At 70.0% G+C, this 21972-nt stretch carries 24 protein-coding genes, 4 pseudogenes and 1 CRISPR repeat array; of the genes and pseudogenes, 12 read left to right on the top strand and 16 right to left on the bottom strand.

What is annotated here, in order from left to right; translation table 11 throughout:
- Positions 1-62: 62 nt before the first annotated feature.
- Positions 63-735 (top strand): annotated as a pseudogene (locus KS03_RS25710) (MFS transporter).
- Positions 736-768: 33 nt separating this feature from the next.
- Positions 769-1072, top strand: a pseudogene (locus tag KS03_RS25715) (SDR family oxidoreductase); the annotation flags it as partial.
- A gap of 208 nt (positions 1073-1280) precedes the next feature.
- Here KS03_RS25715 and rpsU read toward each other — a convergent pair.
- The 6 genes and pseudogenes from rpsU to KS03_RS25725 all read right to left on the bottom strand — a co-directional run.
- Positions 1281-1493, bottom strand: a complete 213-nt coding sequence (rpsU, locus tag KS03_RS30495; protein WP_015875837.1) for a 30S ribosomal protein S21 — start codon at positions 1491-1493, stop codon at positions 1281-1283.
- Positions 1494-1585: 92 nt separating this feature from the next.
- Positions 1586-1852 carry a translation initiation factor IF-1 gene (gene infA, locus KS03_RS30500; protein WP_015875838.1) on the bottom strand — a complete coding sequence of 89 codons (267 nt, stop codon included), beginning with the start codon at positions 1850-1852 and terminating at the stop codon, positions 1586-1588.
- 193 nt (positions 1853-2045) lie between these two features.
- Positions 2046-2243 carry a hypothetical protein gene (locus KS03_RS32975; RefSeq protein ID WP_080569363.1) on the bottom strand — a complete coding sequence of 66 codons (198 nt, stop codon included), beginning with the start codon at positions 2241-2243 and terminating at the stop codon, positions 2046-2048.
- A 276-nt stretch (positions 2244-2519) separates the two neighbouring features.
- Positions 2520-2714 carry a cold-shock protein gene (locus KS03_RS25720; protein ID WP_035977271.1) on the bottom strand — a complete coding sequence of 65 codons (195 nt, stop codon included), beginning with the start codon at positions 2712-2714 and terminating at the stop codon, positions 2520-2522.
- Between the two features lies 1 nt (position 2715).
- Positions 2716-2817, bottom strand: a pseudogene (locus KS03_RS31745) (IS5/IS1182 family transposase); the annotation flags it as partial.
- Between the two features lie 97 nt (positions 2818-2914).
- Positions 2915-3199: pseudogene (locus KS03_RS25725) on the bottom strand (DDE-type integrase/transposase/recombinase); the annotation flags it as partial.
- A gap of 18 nt (positions 3200-3217) precedes the next feature.
- A CRISPR array of direct repeats spans positions 3218-3548; the repeat unit is 28 nt; unit sequence TTTCTAAGCTGCCTACACGGCAGCGAAC.
- 245 nt (positions 3549-3793) lie between these two features.
- Here KS03_RS25725 and KS03_RS25730 point away from each other — a divergent pair.
- Positions 3794-4294, top strand: coding sequence for a hypothetical protein (locus tag KS03_RS25730; protein WP_015875839.1), 501 nt, complete (start codon positions 3794-3796; stop codon positions 4292-4294).
- 42 nt (positions 4295-4336) lie between these two features.
- Here KS03_RS25730 and KS03_RS25735 read toward each other — a convergent pair whose 3' ends face one another.
- The 5 genes from KS03_RS25735 to KS03_RS25755 form a co-directional block, all read right to left on the bottom strand.
- Entirely contained in the window at positions 4337-4900 is a 564-nt protein-coding gene (locus KS03_RS25735) for a hypothetical protein (RefSeq protein WP_017433026.1), read from the bottom strand.
- Positions 4901-4920: 20 nt separating this feature from the next.
- Positions 4921-5349, bottom strand: coding sequence for a hypothetical protein (locus tag KS03_RS25740; RefSeq protein ID WP_015875840.1), 429 nt, complete (start codon positions 5347-5349; stop codon positions 4921-4923).
- 131 nt (positions 5350-5480) lie between these two features.
- A complete protein-coding gene (locus tag KS03_RS25745; RefSeq protein WP_015875841.1) occupies positions 5481-6704 on the bottom strand; it encodes a YeeE/YedE family protein in 1224 nt (407 codons plus the stop codon).
- Positions 6705-7017: 313 nt separating this feature from the next.
- Positions 7018-7563, bottom strand: a complete 546-nt coding sequence (locus KS03_RS25750) for a DUF3005 domain-containing protein (RefSeq protein WP_015875842.1) — start codon at positions 7561-7563, stop codon at positions 7018-7020.
- A gap of 383 nt (positions 7564-7946) precedes the next feature.
- Positions 7947-8498: a membrane protein gene (locus tag KS03_RS25755; RefSeq protein ID WP_015875843.1), complete on the bottom strand. Its 552-nt coding sequence runs from the start codon at positions 8496-8498 to the stop codon at positions 7947-7949.
- A 118-nt stretch (positions 8499-8616) separates the two neighbouring features.
- Here KS03_RS25755 and KS03_RS25760 point away from each other — a divergent pair, with 118 nt between their 5' ends.
- A complete protein-coding gene (locus KS03_RS25760; RefSeq protein WP_015875844.1) occupies positions 8617-9045 on the top strand; it encodes a CBS domain-containing protein in 429 nt (142 codons plus the stop codon).
- A gap of 28 nt (positions 9046-9073) precedes the next feature.
- On the opposite strand, the gene KS03_RS25765 is transcribed toward KS03_RS25760, so the two are convergent.
- The 3 genes from KS03_RS25765 to KS03_RS25775 form a co-directional block, all read right to left on the bottom strand.
- On the bottom strand, positions 9074-9295 hold the full coding sequence (locus KS03_RS25765; RefSeq protein ID WP_015875845.1) for a hypothetical protein: 222 nt from the start codon (positions 9293-9295) through the stop codon (positions 9074-9076).
- Between the two features lie 197 nt (positions 9296-9492).
- On the bottom strand, positions 9493-11628 hold the full coding sequence (locus tag KS03_RS25770) for a phosphocholine-specific phospholipase C (RefSeq protein WP_015875846.1): 2136 nt from the start codon (positions 11626-11628) through the stop codon (positions 9493-9495).
- A 30-nt stretch (positions 11629-11658) separates the two neighbouring features.
- Complete coding sequence (locus tag KS03_RS25775) at positions 11659-11853, bottom strand: hypothetical protein (protein ID WP_015875847.1); 195 nt, start codon at positions 11851-11853, stop codon at positions 11659-11661.
- Between the two features lie 406 nt (positions 11854-12259).
- Between KS03_RS25775 and KS03_RS25780 the strand changes: the two genes are divergently transcribed.
- Positions 12260-13234, top strand: coding sequence for a GGDEF domain-containing protein (locus tag KS03_RS25780; protein WP_015875848.1), 975 nt, complete (start codon positions 12260-12262; stop codon positions 13232-13234).
- A gap of 236 nt (positions 13235-13470) precedes the next feature.
- Here KS03_RS25780 and KS03_RS25785 read toward each other — a convergent pair whose 3' ends face one another.
- Positions 13471-13662, bottom strand: coding sequence for a DUF3562 domain-containing protein (locus KS03_RS25785; RefSeq protein WP_015875849.1), 192 nt, complete (start codon positions 13660-13662; stop codon positions 13471-13473).
- Positions 13663-14093: 431 nt separating this feature from the next.
- On the opposite strand from KS03_RS25785, the gene osmF reads away from it, so the two are divergent.
- The 7 genes from osmF (at position 14094) to KS03_RS25815 (ending at position 21116) form a co-directional block, all read left to right on the top strand.
- Positions 14094-15029 carry a glycine betaine ABC transporter substrate-binding protein OsmF gene (osmF, locus tag KS03_RS25790; RefSeq protein WP_015875850.1) on the top strand — a complete coding sequence of 312 codons (936 nt, stop codon included), beginning with the start codon at positions 14094-14096 and terminating at the stop codon, positions 15027-15029.
- A complete protein-coding gene (locus KS03_RS25795) occupies positions 15026-16222 on the top strand; it encodes an ABC transporter permease (RefSeq protein ID WP_015875851.1) in 1197 nt (398 codons plus the stop codon). The genes osmF and KS03_RS25795 overlap by 4 nt, the downstream gene beginning before the upstream one ends.
- On the top strand, positions 16219-17199 hold the full coding sequence (locus tag KS03_RS25800; protein WP_015875852.1) for an ABC transporter ATP-binding protein: 981 nt from the start codon (positions 16219-16221) through the stop codon (positions 17197-17199). Before KS03_RS25795 ends, KS03_RS25800 begins: the two co-directional genes overlap by 4 nt.
- Positions 17196-18038, top strand: coding sequence for an ABC transporter permease (locus KS03_RS25805; protein ID WP_015875853.1), 843 nt, complete (start codon positions 17196-17198; stop codon positions 18036-18038). Before KS03_RS25800 ends, KS03_RS25805 begins: the two co-directional genes overlap by 4 nt.
- 36 nt (positions 18039-18074) lie before the next feature.
- The gene (locus tag KS03_RS31750; RefSeq protein WP_124837369.1) at positions 18075-18350 is read left to right on the top strand and encodes a hypothetical protein; all 276 of its coding nucleotides are present in this window, start codon (positions 18075-18077) and stop codon (positions 18348-18350) included.
- Positions 18351-18562: 212 nt separating this feature from the next.
- Positions 18563-20203, top strand: coding sequence for a methyl-accepting chemotaxis protein (locus KS03_RS25810; RefSeq protein WP_015875854.1), 1641 nt, complete (start codon positions 18563-18565; stop codon positions 20201-20203).
- Between the two features lie 208 nt (positions 20204-20411).
- Positions 20412-21116 (top strand): glutathione S-transferase N-terminal domain-containing protein, encoded by a 705-nt coding sequence (locus KS03_RS25815; protein WP_015875855.1) that lies wholly within the window; start codon positions 20412-20414, stop codon positions 21114-21116.
- Between the two features lie 97 nt (positions 21117-21213).
- Here KS03_RS25815 and cobM read toward each other — a convergent pair whose 3' ends face one another.
- Complete coding sequence (cobM, locus tag KS03_RS25820) at positions 21214-21939, bottom strand: precorrin-4 C(11)-methyltransferase (RefSeq protein WP_015875856.1); 726 nt, start codon at positions 21937-21939, stop codon at positions 21214-21216.
- Between the last annotated feature and the right edge of the window lie 33 nt (positions 21940-21972).

Consider the following 21972-nt stretch of genomic DNA (forward strand, 5'->3'; position numbering starts at 1 on the left):
CGCGCTCGCGCGGGTTGTGGCTCTCATGCACGGCGCATGCGCTGCACGACGGCTATACCGACATGATCTACGCCCTGCTGCCGGTCTGGCAGGCGGACTTCGGGCTCAGCTACGGCGCGCTGGCCGCGCTGCGCGCGATCTACGCGGGCACCATGGCCACGCTGCAACTGCCCGCCGGCTGGCTGGCGCGGCGGCTTCTCGCTGCTGCTCACGATCGGCGTGCTCGACACGGCCGTGCGCATGGGCTTGCTCACCTTCCTGCCGTTCCTGATGAAGAACAAAGGCATCTCGCCATCGATGATGGGCACCGCGCTCGCGCTGGTGTTCATCGGCGGGGCCGCCGGCAAGTTCGTCTGCGGCTGGCTCGGCTCGCGGATGGGCGTGATCGGCACCGCGCTCGCGACCGAAGGCGGCACGGCCGCGCTGATCCTCGCCGTGATCTGGCTGCCGCTGGCACCGGCCATGGCGCTGCTGCCGCTGCTCGGCATGATGCTCAACGGCACCTCGTCCGTGCTCTATGGCACCGTGCCCGAACTGACGGCGGTCGAGCACACCGAGCGCGCGTTTGCGCTGTTCTACACCGGCGCCATCGCGTCGGGCGCGCTCTCCCCGCTTGCCTATGCGTTCCTGGGCGACCGGGTCGGCGTCCACGGCGCCACCTTGGCGACGGCGGCCACCGCGCTGGCCGTGCTGCCGCTCGCGCTGCTGCTGCGCCGGCATCCGCGCGCGCCGTGATCAGGCAGGTGGCGCGCGGCGCCGTGGTGGCGCGTGCGGGCCGACAGTGCGGACCCGCAACAGGTGGCCGTGCTGTTTGCCGCGATCGGCCGCGAGTTCGGCCGGATCGACGTACTCGTGAACAACGCCGCGATCATCGCGCGGCAGTCGCGCCTGGAGGACCTCGGCTTCGAACGCATGCAGCGCGTGTTCGCCGTGAACGCGATCGGCCCCATGCTCTGCGCGCAGCAGGCGAATGGGGCGTGGCGGGCAACCGGAAGAAGTGGCGCGCGCGATTCTGTGGCTGGCGAGCGCGAAGGCATCGTTCGTTACGGGGACGTTTCTCGATGCGACGGGGGAAAGTGAGGGATGGGGTTGTAAGCGGCACAAGTCGCGCCCCGATCTGACAGTTACCCGTTCCGACGCTGCGTGACTGTCAGATCGGATTCAGGCGGCTCGCTTTTTCACGCCATACCTGCTTGCCCGCGATGAGCGCTTGCAGAGGCGCGCGACCGCGATACATCTGGCACGGCCTTGCTGTCGGACCAAGGCTGAACTTCTACCGATCAGTAGCGTTTTTTCGGTGGCAACGACCGTTTGATCTGCTTGTTCAGGCGTGCCACCGCGGCGGCCTTCTTACGCTTGCGCTCTGCCGTTGGTTTTTCATAGGCGGCCCGGGCACGCAGTTCTGGAATCAGGCCGGTGCGCTCGATCCCGCGACGGAAACGGCGTAATGCAACTTCCACGGGCTCGTCGGGCTTCAGAATGATGGTAGCCATTTTTTTCCTTGGTTTGGATTGGGCAGCAATGGTTGTAGATTTACCGGCAGCCTCTTGGCACCGGCACGCAGCAGGCGCTCGCAATCACGCCATCAACGGCGGCGGAACGAAGCTCGCGGCGCTGCACCGCCGCTACGCTCATCCTTATGTCGAAAATTGATCCGTCCTTTGGTCAGGTCATACACCGAGAGTTCCAGCGTGACCCGATCACCGGCAAGGATTCGGATGCGATTCTTCCGCATACGGCCGGACGCATATGCACCTACCACGACACCATTGTCGAGCGTGACGCGGTAGCGGCTGTCCGGCAGCACTTCGTCAACGATGCCGTCGAGTTCCAGCAGTTCTTCTTTAGCCATTCCGGTTCCTCGGTAGTCGGCGAAACACCATGCGCGATATCACGCCGGGGGCGCAGCGACGAGCACCGGGCGGCGAACGCCCGCGTGATCGTGAATCACAGCAACAAGCAGGCACACCAGTATCGGGCGCAGACGGTCGGGATGCGCTACTCGCCTCGAACTGGGCACACCGCCGTCACCCGCGCGTGCCGATTCAGTCGCGAGCCCAACGGGCCGAGTGCTGTAGTGCCTGTGCCTCGCTGCTGAAGTAGTCGAGCGAATAGAATTCGTAGCGGCCTGCAACGCCTTCGATCTGCAGGTTGGATGAGAAGCTACCGTCCGGCGACCGATGCGATGTGGGATGGACGGCGTAGCCGTTGCACCGCTGATTTTGTTCGTTATGCCATTTAATTTTGGTGTTGCTCGAGCACGTGCTCGCGTGCGGCCGAGTGCCGTGTCGCGGCGCAAAAAACCTGTCGCTCCGGGGCGCTTGCGGGCTGAATCCGCCGCAGCGAAACGCAAGGAAGTGACGTTGAAGCCAAAGAAAGATGATGGAACTGAGGTATGTAGCGCCCGGCGAATCGCTCGCCGGGGCAGCCAGGATCGAATGCATCGACCTCTGGCGAAAAGCGTCGTGCGGGTGTCGCGGTACTTCGGCACCTGTGGCGAGGTGCCGATTTTTCAACCTTTACAGCGGCTTGATGTTAGCCGCCTGCATGCCCTTCGGGCCGCGCTTCGTTTCGAAGCTGACCTTCTGATTTTCAGCGAGTGTCTTGAAGCCGTCGCCGCTGACTTCGGAGAAGTGCGCGAACAGATCTTCGCCGCCGTTGTCCGGCGTGATGAAACCAAAACCCTTGCTGTCATTGAACCACTTAGAGGCCAGTTCAAAAACCCTGCTCAGCTCGTCTGAAGATGTTCCAACAGATGATCGAGCAGCCAAGTTTGAGGAATGCTTCGTGAATGTAGGCACGTCGCTCGAAGCGAGTGAACCGCACCGGGAATCGTGGAGGCCGGTTGGTTTAAGTTGATGCAGGCACTTCAGCAGCATTTCTGAGTTGCCTGTAGTAGTTTGCCTCAGCCTCGGCGGGCGGGAATCAGTTCCGTCTTGTACAGGCCGTTGATCGTTTCAGCCAGCGCGTTATCGTAGCTGTCGCCACGGCTGCCGACGGACGGCTCGATACTCGCCTCGGCCAAACGTTCGCTGTAGAGAATGCTGACGTATTGAGACCCCCTATCGGAGTGATGTATCAAGGTCCCGTCGGCGTTTGGTTGGCGTGCGTACAACGCCTGTTCAAGCGCATCAAGAACGAAGTCCGTGGCCATCGACGAACTGACGCGCCAGCCAACAATACGGCGGGCGAATACGTCGGGAGCGGCGTCGAGCATTTTCTAAGCTGCCTACACGGCAGCGAACCTACCGGCGCGAACTGGAGCGCCTGCTGCTCTTTTCTAAGCTGCCTACACGGCAGCGAACCACGAGCGCACACGGCACCGGCCAGTGCGTGCATTTCTAAGCTGCCTACACGGCAGCGAACGCGCTTCAACAGGATTCTCTGACGTCGCCCTGATTTCTAAGCTGCCTACACGGCAGCGAACCTCGAACGGGGACGCGGCATGACTTACCGCGAGTTTCTAAGCTGCCTACCCGGCAGATAACCGCGTCATGCGAAACGGATACGTCGAGATCCCTTTCTAAGCTGCCTACCCGGCAGATAACTGAACAAAAACCCACCTACCCCCTTGATTCAAAAACCAATTCCCGCCCGACACCTCGCACCCCCCAAATTTCCCGCCTCTCGCTAACCCATTGATTTTGCAGCCCCTCGCGCATTCTGCCGAAAAAAGGGTTCAGCAGCCACCACCCGGCCGCACGGCCAGCTGCGGCGGCGCGCACCATTGCCGCCGATCGAAACGTTTACAATAGCCGCCCACCCAAGCCCCCGAACCCGCGCCCGACGCCTCATGACCGACCACGCCACCGATACCGACCCAGCCCAGGACGACAGCCCGATCCACGAGGACGGCCTCTGGCACGACAGCGGCTGGACCGCGCGCGTGATCAAGAACGAGGACGACGACGGCTGGGCCGTCGCGATGATCAAGGACGGCGAGGCAGAGCCGGCGCTGGTCGGCCCCTGGACGATGGGGCGCGACAAGAAGAATCCGAAGCCGCTCGACGCGGCGGCGTTCCGCACGCTGGTGAAAACCGCCTCGGAAGTGCTGCGCCGCCACGAGCAGCAGCGCGAGGCGATGCTGCACAAGGAGGTCACGGTGCACGTGGAGGCGCGCGCGGTGTCGGTGACGCTCGATATCGTGCCCGACGACGACGAGCCCTATGCCGTGCTGAAGGCGTTCGACGAAACCGGCGAGCAGCTCGGCCAGGCCACCGTGCAGGCCGGCTTCCGCCTCGACAAGGCGAGCGCGACGCGCTGGGTCACCCGCGATTTCGAGCGCCCCGACTGAGCCGGCGGCTCGCCCCGCCCGCGCGGCGCGGCAGGCCCGGCCTCACTGCGCCTGCTGCAGCGCCTTTTCCAGCGCCTTCTTCTCCGCGCGGCGCTGCGGCGTGGCGTTGTAGCGCGCGGCGCGTGCCGCGTCGAACGCCGGCTCGTCATAGACGCAGCCGGCCGCGTAATGCCCGCCGTCGATGTTGAACGCGCGCGCGGCACGCTGGTCCAGGTCCTTGCGCACGACCGCGTAGCCGCCCATCTTCAGCTCCACGCCCAGGCCCTCGCGCTGGCCCAGCGCGAGCACGTCGTCGGCGGCGTGCGGCGAGGCCACCACCACGAACACGCTGCTGCGGCTGTTCAACAGCACGGTGTCGGAACTGACGCCGAGCGCGCTCACCGCCGGCTTGACGGTCCACACCGGGCCGGACGTGCCGGGCATGGGCTTCGCCTCGGGAAAGCCCACCGCATGCGCATCGACGCGGTCGTTGAAGCTGACCAGATCGTCGAACGACGCGCGGCATTGCACGAGCTGCTCGATCAGCGCGTGCGGGTCGGCCTTGGCGGCCGCATGGCCGGCCGGCGCCGCGCAGGCCAGCACCACGCCGCCCAGCACGGCGGCCAAGCGGCACCTCGGCGGCGCGCTCAAGGCTTCACCACGCAGTCATGCAGCGCCAGGAAGTCCGAGCCCGAGGTGAGCGCGAGCGCGCAAATCGCGCTGAACTTCGCGCCCGCCGGCAGCGCCGCCATCTTCCGCGCCTCCTTCTCGTCGTAGCCGGTCAGGCGCGCGAGCGGCTCGTCGGGCTGCGACGGGTCGGCCGCCACCAGCAGCGTATTGCCGACCAATCCTTGCGACTGCTCGACCACCACCGCCGTAAACAGGATGCGCTTGCCGTCGCCATACTCGGGCAGGCCGGTGACCGACTGGCCGTCGTGCGCATAGCGCGAATAGAGTTCGAGCAGCTTGACCTTCTTGACTGCCGGCCCGGCCGCGTGCGCGACGGGCGACAGCAACGCGGCCGATGCGGCCAGCGCCACGCCGGCCGATGCGAGCCGGACTGCCTGTTGGATCATGGTTGTTCTCTCAGCGGATGGATGTCGTTCTGGCCGGACGCCGCGCGCGCCGGCGGCGGCAGCGCGGCCCGGGCGCCGTCGTTGCGAGCGGCGCGAGGCGTAATGTAGCAGAAAGCCGGCGCCCGGCGAGCTCAGCATCCGCTGGGCTTCACGCGCTCCACTTCGAGGCCGAACCACGGGCGCAGCCGCGTGCCCAGCACGTTGCCGGCGAACGCGCAGACGAGCCAGAGCCAGCCGTGCAGGCTGCCCGAGACGATTCCGCTGAAGTAGGCGCCGATGTTGCAGCCATACGCGAGCCGCGCGCCGTAACCGAGCAGCAGCCCGCCCGCCACGGCGGCGAGCAGCGAGCGCAGCGGCACGCGCCAGACGGGCGCGTAGCGGCCGGCCAGCGAGGCGGCCGCCATCGCGCCCAGCACGATGCCGATGTCCATCACGGTGGTCACGTCGTGGCTGGCCGGCGCGGCGAGCGCGGCGGCGTTGGGGCCGGCCGTCCAGTACTTCCAGCTCGCGACGTCGATGCCGAGCGCGGCGAAGCCCTTCGCGCCCCACAGCGCGAACGCGGAGGTCACGCCCCACGGCCGCCCCGACAGCGCGAGCGTGGCGAAGTTGAGCAAGGCGAGCGCGACGGCGCCGGCCAGCAGCGGCCACGGGCCATGCAGCCACGGCGAGGTGTGCGGTGCGCGCGCCTCGCGCACCAGGCCGCCGTGGCGGCGCGTCTCGATCACCACGGTCAGCGCGGCGATCGCGGCGAACACCGCGAGACTCAGCGCGAGCGCGGGCAGCACGCCGAAGGCATGCACCAGCGAGACGGGCTTCCACTGCGGCATCGAGGTCCAGAACGGCATGTGCGCGGTGGCCACCACCGAACCCGCCACGAACGCGAGCAGCGTGACGATCATGCGCGTGCTGCCGCCGCCCACCGTGTAGAGCGTGCCGGAGGCGCAGCCGCCGCCAAGCTGCATGCCGAGGCCGAACAGGAACGCGCCGACGACGACCGAGGTGCCGGCCGGCGAGACGAGCCCCGTCACCGGATGGCCGAACAGCGTGCCGCCCGACAGCGCGGGAAAGAACAGCAGCACGCCGATCGCGAGCATCAGCATCTGCGCGCGCAGGCCGGCGCCGCGGCGGTCGGCGATGAACACGCGCCACGCGGACGTGAAGCCGAACGCGGCGTGATAGAGCGTCATCCCGAGCAGCGCGCCGACGAGATACAGCGCGGCCTGCCGGAGGCTGACGGCCCGCGCGAGATAGACGGCACCGAGCACGACGAGCAGCAGCGCGAAACCGAGTGACTTCGGATTGATGGCACCGAGCGCACGCGGGGCGCGTGCCGGCGACGAAGGCAGAGTCGACATGAGTGGAAAGACGAAGCGTGACGAAAGGAGGTGCCCGGCGGCGAAGCCCGAAGGCGTGGCGCGAAGCCGTGCATCATGGGATTCGCGCCGGTTCGGGGCAGCGCCGGGATCGACCGGCGTGCCGGGCCAGCGCGCGCCGCGCCCGGCACGACGGCGGGCCGGCGGTCAGGCCCGGGCCGCAGCGAAGCCTAGCACGAAACGAAACCCGCGGCGCCGCGCGGGGAACGGCGCATCGGGAACGGCGGCAAGGCCCGGCACGCGGGCAGGCGCGGCGGCGGAACCGCGCGTCGCGCCTGCCGGCCGGCGGTGAACCTCAGTGCGACGAACGCTCGAAGCTGAACACTCGCTCCGCCCGCTCGCCGTTGGTGTGTTCCACGGTCACGGTGCCGCGGTTTTCCACGCGCCAGCCCGGCCGCGCGAGCACTTCCGACGGCGGCTGGCTGTCGATGCCGCCGAGCCCCTCGGCGGGCGGCCGGGTCGCTTCGTCGAGCGAGGCGTTGGAGTGAATCACGTTGTCCTGGCGCGGCGAGGCTTCGCGGCGCGCCTCCAGGCCCTTGCCGTCCACGTCCACTGCATTGTCGGTGGCTGCCATGTTGGCATTGTCGAGCGAGGTGATGCGCTCGGCGGCACGCCGCACCGGATCGCCGTGCTGCGCGCCGCGATCGCCGCGCTCGATCGGCGGCAGGCCGGTGGGGGTCTTGCCCGCGATCGTCTCCGGCGTCTGCCGGCTCGCGAAGCCGGCCGCCTGCGTCCCGGCATCGGGCTGGTCCTTGCCGGCGGCGGGCGTCTTCACCGGGCTCTGGCCGGCTTTCTCGTGCTGCTGCTGCGGATAGGGATTGGATTTGACGGGCTGGTTCATCTGGGCTCCTTGTCATATCGCCGGTGCCGCCGCTTGCGCATGGCGGCATCGTCGGGTGGGCTGGGCCCGCCGGCGAACGCGGAACGGCGCCGGTGGCGCGGTCCGGCGCGCGGGCCACGAACCGGCGGCCGGCGCCCTGTCCACCTTCGTCGCGGGCGATTAGCAAACCTCGGCAAACCGGACGCAACCTGCGTGCCGCAGCGGCGCGCATCAGGCCCCCGCCCTGCGCCTGCCGGGCTCGCCGCGGGCGGCCCCCGCGCCGCGCCGCGGCTGGGCGGCGGCAATCGCTACATCCCGATTGCAAATCTTTCCCATGCGGCGCCCGCCTTCGACCGCCCGCGCCGGCCGTCCGCCGACGCACCGCAGCGCGCCGCATCCGCGCGTCACGCGCGGTCGTCGGGCCGGCGGGTCGGGTCGAAGTCCTGCCAGCGCCCGTCGCGCCATTCGCCGTCCACGCGCTCCACCGACATGGCCCCCGTCGATCGCAGGATTTCCTCGGCCGTGGTGGCGTTGCTCTCGGTCACGTGGGCGGCCAGCACCACGCCGTGCTCGGTGCCGGACAGCGCACCCGTGCCCTCCTCGGCGCGCCCGCGCATCCGTGCCAGCGCGCCGCTGAACGCCCCCAGATAGGCACCGAGCAGCGTGGTGGCAACCGGCACCCACCATGGCGTGTGGCCGATCGCATAGACGAGCAGGCCGAGCAGCAGGCCGATCGACACGCCCCGCACCGTACCGGCGATGGCGCCGCGCCCGCCCGGCTTGGCGGCGGTATCGGCATACACGTCGCCGCCGATCGGAAAGCGGCCGTGCTGGCCGTGCGGATTCAGGAAAAAGATCGACACGTCGTCGCGCCGGAACCGCTGGTCCATCAATCGGCGCCGGGACGCCTCCGCGTCGGCGAAAGTCTGGAAGTTGCCTGTCACGATCATCGTCATGCTGTCCTCCTCTGGATCGGGCGCACGCTTGCGTCGCCCAGGAACCGCGCAAGCGCCATGCCGCGTGCCGGCACGCGAATTGCGCGCTGCCCGGGCAGGCAACGACGGAGGACAAGCAATGATTCGGGTAGCGGATGTGATGTCGCGCGACGTGGTATCGATCGCGCCGAACGACTCGGTACGGCACGCGGCGCAGTGCATGGCGCACTACGACGTGGGCGCCTTGCCGGTGTGCGATCGCGGCCGCCTCGTCGGCATCGTGACCGACCGCGATCTGGCGGTGCGCGTGCTGGCCGACGACGTCGGCCCCGACACGGCGATCGGCGAGGTCGCGACCCGGCGGCCGGTCTGCTGCCGCGAGCACGACGATCTGGACGCGGTCCAGCAGCGCATGGCCGAGGCTCGCATCCGGCGCACGCCGGTGGTCACGGCGAGCGGGCAACTGGTGGGCATGCTGTCGCTCGGCGACATCGCCACGCGCGCCCAGGGCGCGTCTCAGGACGAACTGGCGAACACGCTCGAACGCGTCTCGCAGCCGGGGCAATGACGGGCGGCCCGGCCGGCGTGGCGCGGCATCAGTAGGTCGGCAGGCCGATGCAGGCGTTCGGGTCGACCGAGGCGCAGGCGATCGAATAGCCGGCCGCGCTGGTGGCCAGCAGGTCCTTGCCCGCGTCGAGCATGTTGCGCACGTCCTCGGGGCAGCGCTGGTAGGTGATGAAGGCGGTGCAGGCGACGGCGGACATCACCACCAGCGAGAAGGCGATCTTTTCCAGTACGACGAAACGGTGAGGCATCATCCCTCAGTCCTCCTTTGAGGGCGACATTCTATCGCACCCTAGGGTTTTTACCTAGGTGCTCGCCCTGACACGAGGAACGGGACCCGGCGCGCGTCACCCCGCGGGCTGCGGCGCCGGCGATATCGGACGGAGGGCGAATCGCCGGCCGGGACGGTGGACTGCCCGCCCGGCCATGCGACATCCGGCGACGTTGCGGGTCAGATCGCCTTGGTGACCGGCGCGGTGGCGGCCGGGTCGGTGGTGGTGACCCTGCCGTTCTCGACGCGTCCCGCGATGCGGCGCAGCCAGGACGGGTTGTCGGGGATGGTGAACTGCAGGTCGTACCACTGGCTGCTGCAGGACAGATCCCAGTGCGCCTCCAGGCTCTGCCCGGCCGGCACCGTCAGGCTGCGCGGCGCCTGGCCGTAGGCCAGATCGGTGGCCGTCACCGTGATCGGCTGGGTGCCGCCGTTGGCCAGCGTCACGTAGACGTTGCCGTTGGCCACGTCGTAGCAGGTCGTCAGGTCCGGATGCGCGGCGGCCTCGCCCGAGGCCGCGCCGAGGAAGCGGCGGAAATAGCCGTTCGGGCCGTAGACGTGGATCGCGTAGCCGCTGCCCGCGTCGAGCGCCCAGGTGTCGGACAGCTGCTTGCCGGCTTCCACCGTGTACGAACGCGGCAAGGCGGTCGAATCGTTGGTGTAGACCCAGAAGTGCGCGCCCTGCGTGCCGCTGCTCGCGAACGTGATGGTGTAGCCGGCGCTCGTCAGTTGCCCGTTGACGTGCAGTTCGTAGGGCGTCGGCCGCGACAGGCGCGTGCCCGGCTCCTGCGCGGCGATGCTCGGCGTGGCGGTGCTGGCGGCCGGCGCGGTCTGCGCGGTGGCGCGCGAGCACTGCAGGTCGGCCTGCGCGACGTAGTTCGAGGTGCTCGGCAGGCTCGGGAAGGTCGCGTCCGACTTCGTGAAGTCGAGCGTGGAGGTGAGATCGCCGCACACGGCGCGGCGCCACGGCGAGATGTTCGGCTCCGTTACGCCGAAGCGCCGCTCGATGAATTGCAGCACCGAGGTGTGATCGAACACCTGCGAGCTGACGAAGCCGCCCTTCGACCACGGCGACACCACGAACATCGGCACGCGCGGCCCGAGCCCATAGGGCAGCGTGTCGGCGGTAAAGGTGCCCACCTCCTGAGGCGGCACCACCGTGTGGCGCTCCAGCGAGATGTCCACCGTGCTCGCGCCGACGTTCACCGGCGGCGTGGAGACGTAGGTGGGCGCCTGCGGCGGCACGACGTGGTCGAACAAGCCGTCGTTCTCGTCGTACATGATGAAGAGGACGGTCTTGCTCCAGACGTCGGGGTTCGAGGTCAGCGCGTCGAGAATCGTCGAGATGTAGTAGGCGCCGTAGAGCGGCGTGTACTTCGGATGCTCCGAATAGGCGGCCGGCGGCAGCAGCCACGACACCTGCGGCAGCGCGCCGGCCTGCACGTCGGCCTTCAGCTGCGCGATGTTGCGCGTGCTCATGCCGCGCTGCTGCAGCGAGGAGCCGGCCGGCGCGTTCACGAAGTTCTGGAACGCCGCGAGCATGTTGGTGCCGTAGTTGCCCGTGAAGTTGTCGAAGTTGGTGCCCTGCTGGTACACCTGCCACGAAATGCCGGCCGCCTCCAGGCGTTCCGGATAGGTGGTCCAGGTCAGCGGATTGCGCAGTTGGTTCGGCTCGAACTGGTTGTCGATGTAGTCGACGTTGTCGAGCAGCGGGCCGCCGCCGGTGGCCAGCGGATCGACCATGCCCGTCATCAGGTACATGCGGTTCGGGTGGGTGTTGCCGGGGATCGAGCAGAAATACTGGTCGCAGACGGTGAACGCATCGGCGAGCGCGTAGTGGAACGGCACGTCTTCGCGCTGATGGTAGCCCATCGTCATGTTGGTCTTCTGGGCGGCCCACTGGCCGGCGCGGCCGTGGTCGATCGCGCTGTGCGTGGTGACCCAGGTGTGCGGCAGGCCGCCGATGCACTGCGCGTTCCAGTTCGGGTTGGTGGTGTCGTAGCGGAACGGCGCGATCACCTTGCTCGGGTCTTCCTGGCGCGGCTGGAACCACACCGGCTTGCCGTTCGGCAGCGTGACGGGGAAGCGGTCGTTATAGCCGCGCACGCCGCTCAGGTGGCCGAGGTAGTGATCGAACGAGCGGTTCTCCTGCATGAACACCACGATGTGCTGCACGTCCTGGATCGTGCCGGTCACGGTGGCCGGCTCGATCGCGAGCGCGCGGCGGATCGATTCGGGCACCAGCGTGGTGGCCGCGGTGGCACCGGCGAGGCCGGCGGAGAACTTCAGAAAATCGCGTCGGGATTGGGTGACCATGTCGGGTCCTGGTGGAGGGATCGTCGGGCGTCAGGATTTCGGCGCCGTGAAGCCGGGCGGGCAATGCAGGGTCACGGTGGCGGCCGCGACGTTGCCGCAGGCCGCCTTCGGCGGCGTGGCCGGCTGCGCGACCGGCTGCGAATCGTCGCCGTTGCAGGCCGCCAGCGAAGCCGCGGCGGCGAGCATACCGATCAGTATCAAGTGCCGTAGTGCCGGCGTCTGCATGGGGATTTCTCCGTCGAATGATATCCGGCGGACGCGGTCCCGCGTCCGGGGTGGGCAGCGCGCTTCTCGCGCCTGCCGCCCCGACGATAATTCGCGATTGTTACATCGCGGTGTTGGGCTTGCCGGCGGCTGCCTGAGCGCCTTGTCCGGCGCGGCTCCGAGCGGTTTCGGCGAAAGCGGAAAGAAAGCTTCGGCGGCCCGGCGGCGCCCGCCGCGGCGCGGCCGGGAGGGCCGGAAGCGGGGCCAGCGAGCGTGCCGTCGTGGATGGCCGCGCCCGGCTCCGGGCCATTACGGGATTGCCGCGAATGCTCTACGATGACACCATCGATCTGCCGCCCGCGCGCCCCGGCCAGGACAGCCCTGGGCGCAGGCGGCCAGGCCATCCGACTTCGTGAGATCCGATCGCATGCAAATCGCTCCCTTACCCGTCAACGAAGCTTCACGGCTTGCCCGGCTGCATGGTCTGGATCTGCTCGACACGCCCGACGAGGAACGCTTCGACCGCATCGCCCGGCTCGCCCGGCGTATCTTCGACGTGCCGATCGCGCTCGTCTCGCTGATCGACGCGAACCGCCAGTGGTTCAAGAGCTGCTTTGGCCTGGAGGCGCGCGAGACCTCGCGCGACGTCTCGTTCTGCGCCCACGCGATCCTCTCCGACGACACGCTCGTGATCCCCGACGCCACGCTCGACCCGCGCTTCGCCGGCAACCCGCTCGTCACCGGGGCGCCGGGCATCCGCTTCTACGCCGGGCATCCGCTCGCGCTGCCCGACGGCACCAATCTGGGCACGCTGTGCCTGATCGATACGCGCCCGCGCGAGATCGACGCGACCGACCTGAGCCACCTGCGGGATCTGGCGAACCTGGCCGAGCGCGAGGTGGCGGCCGTGCAGCTGGCCACGCTCGATTCGCTGACCGCGCTGTCGAACCGGCGCGGCTTCGAGATGCTCTCGCAGCAGGCGCTGAACGCGTGCCGGCGGCGCGGCCTGCCGGCCTCGCTGCTGTTCTTCGATCTGGACGGCTTCAAGCAGATCAACGACCGTTTCGGCCACGCCGAGGGCGACCGCGCGCTGGTGCTGTTCGCGCGTTCGCTCACCACCGTGCTGCGCGAGATGGACGTGATCGGGCGGCTCGGCGGCGACGAGTTCGTCGCGCTGGTGATGTCCGAACAGCTCGACGTGCAGGCGCTGGTGGAGCGGCTGCGCAAGGATCTCGGCGCGCGCGGCAGGCAGGCCGGGCTCGAATACGAGATCCGCTTCAGTGTCGGCCACGTCGATTACGACCCGCGCGACGAGCCCTCGGTCGCCCGGCTGCTCGCCGAATCGGACCTGCGCATGTACGCCGACAAGAGCCGCATGAAATCGCGGGCCGCGCCGCACTGAGCCTGCGATCGGGAGTCGCCCGCCGGACCTTGCTGCGGCTTCGGCATTTCGCCGCCCGGCCGCGCCGGGAGCGCCGGTGGCGGCATACCCGGTGCCGCCGCCCGCCCGGTTCGTGAGCAAGGCGAGCCGGTATGCGGCGCTGGCGACCGGCTCTTGCGCGCGTGTGCAGCGCGGGTGCCGGGACGGCGGCCGATCGGGAACGGGGAGCGCGTGAGCCGCGCGCGCGGCCGGGATGCTCAGTGCCGCTGGCGGCGCAGGTCGTCGCGCACCCGCTTCGCCGCCAGCAGCGCGACGTAGTCGAGGATGCGCGCGCCGTCGCGGTATTCGGCGAGCGTCTTCTCGTAGAGGGCGGACACGGTTTCCTTCGGCGTGTGGGTATCGGCGGCGATCGACTGGACGATTTCGTCGATGTTGCTCTGGGGGGCCATCTCGTTGCACTCCTGGAAGCGGGACCAACGGTCGAACCTGAACGGCACGGCCGGCGCGGAACGTCATTGAACGACGATCGCCATTGTTTCGCAAATAGAATCGAACTATGAAACGCGCGAGATCATCACGAGCCGTTGGCCCGCGATCGGCGACGTAGCCGGCACGTTCGCCTCCGTTGGCGCCGCCGCGCGCGGCCCGGCACGGCGCGGCGGCACGCAGCGGCACGCCTGCCGCGGGTTTCGGGCGGGTGCGGCGCGTGCCTGCCGGGCGGCGGGCACGGCGCGTGCGGGCCGGCCCGCTGCGCTCGCAGCGACGGCGCTGATCCTGCCCCTTGGGTTTGCCAAACGCGCGCCACTCGCGTAACGTTGAACGCCGTTTGGCGGATTGCGCGCCATGTCCCCCGACCGCCCCTCCAGGAGGCCGCTTCACCATGGATACCGCCGTTCGCCGCCGCATCTGCGCGGCGCTTACGCTGGCCGCCGCGTTCGGCGGCACGCTCGCCGCCGGGGCGGCCCACGCCGACACGATCACCGTCGCCTCGAAGATCGACACCGAAGGCAGCCTGCTCGGCAACCTGATCGCGCAGGTGCTCAAGTCGCACGGCCTGGGCGTGACCGACAAGATCAGCCTCGGCGCCACGCCGATCGTGCGCCGCGCGCTGGTGGCGGGCGAGATCGACGTCTACCCCGAGTACACCGGCAATGCCGCGTTCTTCTTCAACAAGGCCGGCGACCCGGCCTGGAAGAACGCCGCGCGCGGCTATGCCGAAGCCAAACGGCTCGACTATTCGGCCAACCATCTGGTCTGGCTCACGCCCGCGCCCGCCAACAACACCTGGGGCGTGGCCGTGTACGGGCCGCTCGCCGCCCAGCAGCACCTGAAGACGTTCAGCGACTTCGGCCGCTGGGTCGCCTCGGGCGGCAAGGTCAAGCTCGCGGCGTCGGCCGAGTTCGTCAACAGCGCCTCGGCCCTGCCGTCGTTCGAGAAGGCCTACGGCTTCAAGCTGAAGCCGGACCAGCTGCTGGTGCTCTCGGGCGGCGACACGGCCGCCACGATCCGCGCGGCGGCCGCGCAGACCGACGGCGTCAACGCGGCGATGGTGTATGGCACCGACGGCGCGATCGCCGCCTCCGGGCTCGTGCTGCTCGAGGACGACAAGCAGGTGCAGCCCGTCTACGCCCCCGCGCCGGTGATCCGCGAAGCGGTGCTGAAGGCGCATCCGCAGATCGCCGACTGGCTCGGGCCGGTGTTCGCGAGCCTCGACCTCAAGACGCTGCAGACCCTCAACAGCCGCATCCAGATCAACGGCGAACCGGCCGCCCATGTCGCGGCCGACTACCTGAAGGCGAAGGGCTTCGTCAAATGACGGGCCCCGCCGCGCGGCCGGCGCCTTCCGGCCAGCGCCGGCCGCGCGGCCATGTGGACCGCGTCGGCGTGCTGGTCGCGCTGGTCGCGTGCGGCGCGCTCGCGCTGCCCTTCGTCACGTTCCGCGCGAACCGGATCCTGCCGGGCCATGGCCTGACGCTGCCCCACGTGTTCCCCGCCCCGCTGGCCGCGCTCGCGCTGGCCGGCTGGCTCGCGGCCGCCGGGTTCGCGCTCGCGCGCACGCCCCCCGGCTGGCGCGCCGTGGCGGGCACGGCGGCGCTGGTCTGGCTCGGCTACTGGCTCGGCGCGGCGCCCGCGCGGCTGGTCGGCGGTGCCATGCCGATCGCGCGCGTCTCGCCCGCGGCCGGCGCCTGGCTGCTGCTGTTCGCGTTCGCGGTGCTGATCGCCGACGCGCTGGCGCGGCTGGCGCTCGGCCCGCTCAAGCGCCTCGGCGTGCTGGCGGTGGCGCTCGCGGCGCTCGCCGCCGCGCTCGCGAGCGGGACATGGGACGGCCTGTCGGTGATGCAGGAATACGCCGTGCGCGCCGACGCGTTCTGGAGCGAGGCGGCCCGCCATCTGGCGCTGGTGGCCGGCTCGACGGGCGCCGCGTTCGCCGTGGCGCTGCCGCTGGGCATCGGCTGCGCGCACCGCCCGGCCTGGCGCGCGACGCTGCTGCCGGCGCTGAACGTGGTGCAGACCATCCCGAGCATCGCGCTGTTCGGCATCCTGATGGTGCCGCTCGGCCTGCTGGCGGCGCACCTGCCGCTCGCCGCGGCGCTCGGCATCGGCGGGATCGGCCCGGCGCCCGCCTTCGTCGCGCTGTTCCTGTACGCGCTGCTGCCGATCGTGTCGAGCGTGGTGGTGGGAATCGACGGCGTCGACGCGCGCGTGATCGAGGCCGCCGCCGCGATGGGCATGACGCCGCGCCAGCGCGTGCTCGGCGTGGAACTCGCGCTGGCGCTCCCGGTGATCCTCGCCGGGCTGCGCATCGTGCTGGTGCAGAACGTCGGCCTGACCGCGGTGGCCGCGCTGATCGGCGGCGGCGGCTTCGGCACCTTCATCTTCCAGGGGCTCGGGCAGGCCGCCACCGACCTCGTGCTGCTCGGCGCGCTGCCGACCATCGCGCTCGCGTCGGTGCTGTCGGTGGTGTTCGACGCGGCCATCCAGTTCAGCCAACGGAGTGCTTCCCGATGATCGAGATCGACCGCGTGACGCGTCGCTTCGGGCCGCTCGTGGCGGTCGACGACGTCTCGCTCGCCGTCGCGCCCGGCACCGTCACGGCGCTGGTGGGCGCCTCGGGCAGCGGCAAGTCCACGCTGATGCGCATGATCAACCGGCTGATCGAGCCGAGCAGCGGCACCATCCGCATCGACGGCGTGGACACCGCCACGCTGCGCGGCGAGACGCTGCGGCTCGGCATCGGCTATGTGATCCAGGGCCACGGCCTGTTCCCGCACTGGACGGTGGCACGCAACATCGCCACCGTGCCGACCCTGGCCGGCTGGCCGAAGGCGCGCATCGAGGCGCGCGTCCACGAACTGCTGGAACTGTTCGAACTCGATCCGTCGCTCTACGCGCACAAGCTGCCGCACCAGCTCTCGGGCGGCCAGCAGCAGCGCGTGGGGGTGGCGCGCGCGCTGGCCGCCGAGCCTGCGATCCTGCTGATGGACGAGCCGTTCGGCGCGCTCGATCCGATCATCCGCGGCAAGGCGCAGGACGACCTCGCGGCACTGCAGCGGCGCACCGGCATCACCATCGTGCTGGTCACCCACGACATGGACGAAGCGCTGCGGCTCGGCGACCAGATCGCGGTGATGGACGGCGGCCGCGTGCTGCAGGCCGCCCCGCCCGAGCGGCTGCTCGCGCGGCCCGAGCCCGGCTTCGTCGAAAAGCTGGTGGCCGGCGCCGAGCGGCCGCTGCGCTTGCTGGCGCTGACGCCCGTCTCGCAACTGGCCGAGCCCGGCCAGGCGAGCGGCGCGCCGATCGAGGCCGATCGCTCGCTGCGCGATGCGCTGTCCGAATTGCTCTGGCGCGGCGCCGACGCGCTGCCGGTGGTGCCGCCCGCCGGCCGGCCGGCGGCTTCGGCGCCGGATTCCCGGCCCGCCCCGCTGCCCGCCCCCGCCCGCATCACGCTCGCCGCGCTCGTCGCGCATGCAAGGCAGGGCGCATGAGCTTGCCGAACGGCCCGCGCGGCGTCCAGGCAGGCGCCAGAGGCAAGGCCCGCGACCACGGCGGGGCAGACGGCGCCGGCCTGCGCGCCGTGGCCGCCGTGGCGCGGCTGGTGGCGCTGGCCGCGCTGCTCGTGCTGATCGCGCGGCCCGGCTGGCTGCAGCCACTGTTCGCCCCGCTCGCCGAGCACGGCGCGCCGGCCATCTACGACCGCGCCAGCCTGATCGACCTGACGCTTTCGCACCTCGCGCTGGTGGCGGCCTCGAGCCTGATCGGCTCGCTGGCCGCGATCGCCGCCGGCATCGCCGTCACGCGCCCGGCGGGCGCCGATTTCCTGCCGGTGGCGCGCAGCATCGCCAACCTCGGCCAGACCTTCCCGCCGGTGGCCGTGCTCGCGCTCGCGGTGCCGGCGGTGGGCTTCGGCGCGGCGCCGGTGCTGCTCGCGCTGACGCTGTACGGCCTGCTGCCGGTGTTCGAGAGCACGCTGGCGGGCCTGGGCGCGATCCCGGCCGCCACGCTCGACGCCGCGCGCGGCATGGGCATGAGCGCGCGCCAGCGGCTCGTCTCGATCGAACTGCCGCTCGCCATGCCGGTGATCGTCAACGGCGTGCGGCTCGCGGCGGTCATCAATCTCGGCACCGCCACGATCGGCTCGACGGTGGCCGCCAGGGGCCTCGGCGACGTGATCATCGCCGGGCTGCAGACCTCCAACACCGCGTTCGTGCTGCAAGGCGGCGTGATCGTCGCGCTGCTCGCGGTGCTGCTCTACGATGCGCTCGGCCTGGCCGGCCGCCTGCTCGCGCCGGCCGGTCCGGCCGTGCGCCGTGCCGGGCGCCACTGAGGCGCCCCCGTCCGGCCGCCCCGCCGATACCGCCCCGTGGCCGCGCCGTTACTGCCGCGGCACGGCGGCGGCGCCTCCCCTGCCCGGTTGCGCGTCAAGCGATTGCACTGCGCCAAGCCGCTGCACTGCCGCTTTTCTGAATCAATTCCATCGCGTCCTATTGTTTTGACGCGGCATGCGCGCATCGATCGTTCAACGGCCAATAATCAATATCCGCCGAATCGCAGCGGATATGCGGCACTGCGATCGCAAACGATTCACATTGAAACAAATAGCGAGCGCCAGGCCATCGCATTGATGAAACCGCACTGAAAGACTCGCTCGACCCTTTTCTGGACAAGGGCTTCGCGCCGCCCGATTCATCGCCTCATGGCCGCCGCCTGATTTTCCTTATTCGGGACAACCATATTCGGGTTCAAAAAGGTAAAGAAAAAAAAGAATGGCCCGTTAACGCAGCTACAACGAGGGACGTCGCACCGATTTTCGTCTCAAACCCTAATTTCAAGAAGAGAGAGAGGCCAATCATGAAAATTCTGCGGCTGAGCATCAAGGCCAAGCTACTTGGTGCTTTCGGCTTGCTGGCGGCGGTCGTCATCGGCATTTCCGCGTTCGCGCTGAATGCGCTGTCGGACACCAACCATGCGTTCGCCAGCTATACCCAGGGCATCAATGCCCGCGCCAACGTGGCCGAGGAAGTGCGCACGGCGGTGGACCGCCGCGCAGTCGCGGCGCGCAATCTGGTGCTAGTGACCCGGCCCGAGGATGTCGCGGTGGAAAAGGCCGAGGTCGAGCGCGCGCACGCGGACGTGCGGCAGCGGCTCGCGCAGTTGCAGTCGATGCTGGCCGCCGCCCCCGACGCCACCGACCACGCCCGCGAGCTGGCCGCCGCCATCGCCGAGGTGGAGCGCCGCTACGGCCCAGTCGCGCAGCGGATCGTCGATCTGGCGCTGCAGGGCAAGCGCGACGCGGCGACGCTCGCCATCGACGACGAGTGCCGCCCGCTGCTGGTCGAACTGGTGCGCGCCACCGACGCCTACGCGGCCTATACGCGCGAGCGCGAGGCCGAGCTCGCGCAGGCCGGCGCCGAGCGCTACGCGAGCATACGCAACCTGATGGCCGTGATCAGCGCGGCGGCGGTGCTGCTGGCGATCGTCGCCGGGCTCTGGCTCACGCGCGCGATCACGCGGCCGCTGTCCGATGCCGTGCGCGTGGCGCGTACCGTCGCCGACGGCGACCTGACGAGCCACATCCAGGTGCGCGGCCACGACGAGACGCGCGACCTGCTCGACGCGCTCGACACCATGAACACGCGGCTCGCCGGCATCGTCAGCCGCGTGCGCGAGGGCAGCTCGAGCATCGCCTCGGCGGTCGGCGAGATCGCGGCGGGCAACATCGACCTGAGCCAGCGCACCGAGGAACAGGCCGCCTCGCTGGAGGAAACGGCCGCCACCATGGAACAGTTCACCTCCACGGTCCGGCTCAACGCGGAGAACGCGCGCCAGGCCAGCGAACTCGCCAGCAGCGCCTCGGAGGTCGCGCAGCGCGGCAGCCACGCGGTGGGCCGCGTGGTCCGCACCATGAACGACATCGGCGAACGCTCGTCGAAGATCGCCGACATCACCGGCATCATCGAGGGCATCGCGTTCCAGACCAACATCCTCGCGCTGAACGCGGCGGTGGAAGCGGCGCGCGCCGGCGAAGAGGGGCGCGGCTTCGCGGTGGTGGCCAGCGAAGTGCGCTCGCTCGCCCAACGCTCGTCGGTGGCGGCCAAGGAAATCAAGGATCTGATCACCACCTCGGTGCAGACGGTGCACGACGGCGCCGCGGTGGCCGACGAGGCCGGCCGCACCATGACCGAGGTCACGCAGGCGGTGGCGCGCGTGACCGACATCATGGAGCAGATCGCGTCGGCCTCGACCGAGCAGAGCCGCGGCATCGAGCAGGTGAATCTGGCGATCACCCAAATGGACAACACCACCCAGCAGAACGCGGCGCTCGTCGAGCAGGCCGCGGCCGCGTCGAAATCGCTGGAAATGCAGGGGCGGCAGCTCGACGAGACGGTGGCGCGCTTTCGCCTCGGCGCCACCCGGCCGGATGCGCCGGCCGCGAGCAGCGTGCCCGAGCGCCACGCGGGCCACGCCGACTGGCGCCTGGCGACGGCCTGAACGAGGTGCCGCGCCTGCCGCGGCCGCCGGGCTGGCGCGCCGCGCCGTGGCGGGCGGCGGCACGGCAGCGCGGCGGCGGATGGCGGCCCGGCAGCGCCGGCGCGGTCCGCGGCCGCCCGCGCTCGATGCGCTCGGCGTGGCGCCCCGGCGGCGGGCTTCGGCGCTTGCGTATACCATCGCCTAACCCTCCACTCTCACCGAGCGCCCCATGAGCGACCTGTCCGCGTTCCCGATCACGAAAAAATGGCCGGCGCAGCACCCGGACCGCCTCCAGCTCTACTCGCTGCCCACGCCGAACGGCGTGAAGGTGTCGATCATGCTGGAGGAAATCGGCCTGCCCTACGAGCCGCACCTGGTGCGCTTCGACACGAACGACCAGCTCTCCCCCGAATTCCTCTCGCTGAACCCGAACAACAAGATTCCCGCGCTGATCGACCCGGACGGCCCCGGCGGCCAACCGATCGGCCTGTTCGAATCGGGCGCGATCCTGCTCTATCTGGCCGAGAAGACCGGCAAGCTGATCCCGGCCGACGCGGCCGGCCGCTACCAGACCATCCAGTGGCTGATGTTCCAGATGGGCGGCATCGGCCCGATGTTCGGGCAGCTCGGCTTCTTCCACAAGTTCGCGGGGCGCGACTACGAGGACAAGCGCCCGCGCGATCGCTACGTCGGCGAGGCGAAGCGCCTGCTCGGCGTGCTGGAGGCGCGGCTCGCCTCGAACGCCTGGATCGCCGGCGCCGACTACACGATCGCCGACATCGCCACCTTCCCGTGGGTGCGCAACCTGGTGGGCTTCTACGAGGCGGGCGAGCTGGTCGAGTTCGAGCGCTTCCCGAACCTCGGGCGCGCGCTCGAGGCGTTCCTCGCGCGCCCGGCCGTGCAGCGCGGCCTGGCGATCCCGGCGCGCGACTGAGCGCACGACTGAACGCTCGGGCGGGCGCCGCCGCTCGTCCGGCCGCCCCGCTTCCGGCGCCTGCCCACGGCTGCCCGCCTCACCTGCGCGGCGCGGCTCAGCCCTTGGCGTAGAGCGTCGATTCGTCGAACCGGTCGGTGTCGAGCACGCGGCCGATCAGGATCAGCGCCGTGCGCTCGATCGCGGTGGCGGCGATCCTGCCGACGATGTCGGCCAGCGTCCCCGTCACGCGCGTCTCGTCGGGCCAGCTCGCGCGATAGATCACGGCGATCGGGCAGTCGTCGCCGTAGTGCGGGCGCACCTCCTCGACGATCTTCGCCAGATGCCGCACGCCCAGGTGGATCGCCAGCGTCGCGCGGTGCGCGGCGAGCCCGCTCAGCGCCTCGCCTTGCGGCATCGTGGTCTTGCCCGCGTAGCGCGTGAGGATCACCGTCTGCGCGACGCCGGGCAGCGTCAGCTCGACGCCGAGGGTGGCCGCGCAGGCCGCCGTGGCGGTCACGCCGGGCACGATCTGGTAATCGATCCCGAGCGCGCGCAGGCGGCGGATCTGTTCGCCGATCGCGCCGTACAGCGAGGGGTCGCCGGAATGCACGCGCGCCACGTCCTGCCCCTTCGCATGCGCATCGGCGAGCAGCGCGACGATCGCGTCCAGATCCAGCTCGGCCGTGTTGACCACCGTGTGGGCGCGATGGCCGTCGAGCACCGCGGCCGGCACCAGCGAGCCGGCATAGAGGATCACCGGGCAGGCGCGCACGAGGCGCTGGCCCTTCACCGTGATCAGCTCGGGGTCGCCCGGCCCCGCGCCGATGAAATACACCGTCATCTGTCGTGTTCTCCGTTGGAATGGCAGGGCGCC

Origin of the sequence: Burkholderia glumae LMG 2196 = ATCC 33617 (assembly GCF_000960995.1) — a bacterium.
Classification (GTDB): Bacteria; Pseudomonadota; Gammaproteobacteria; order Burkholderiales; family Burkholderiaceae; genus Burkholderia; species Burkholderia glumae.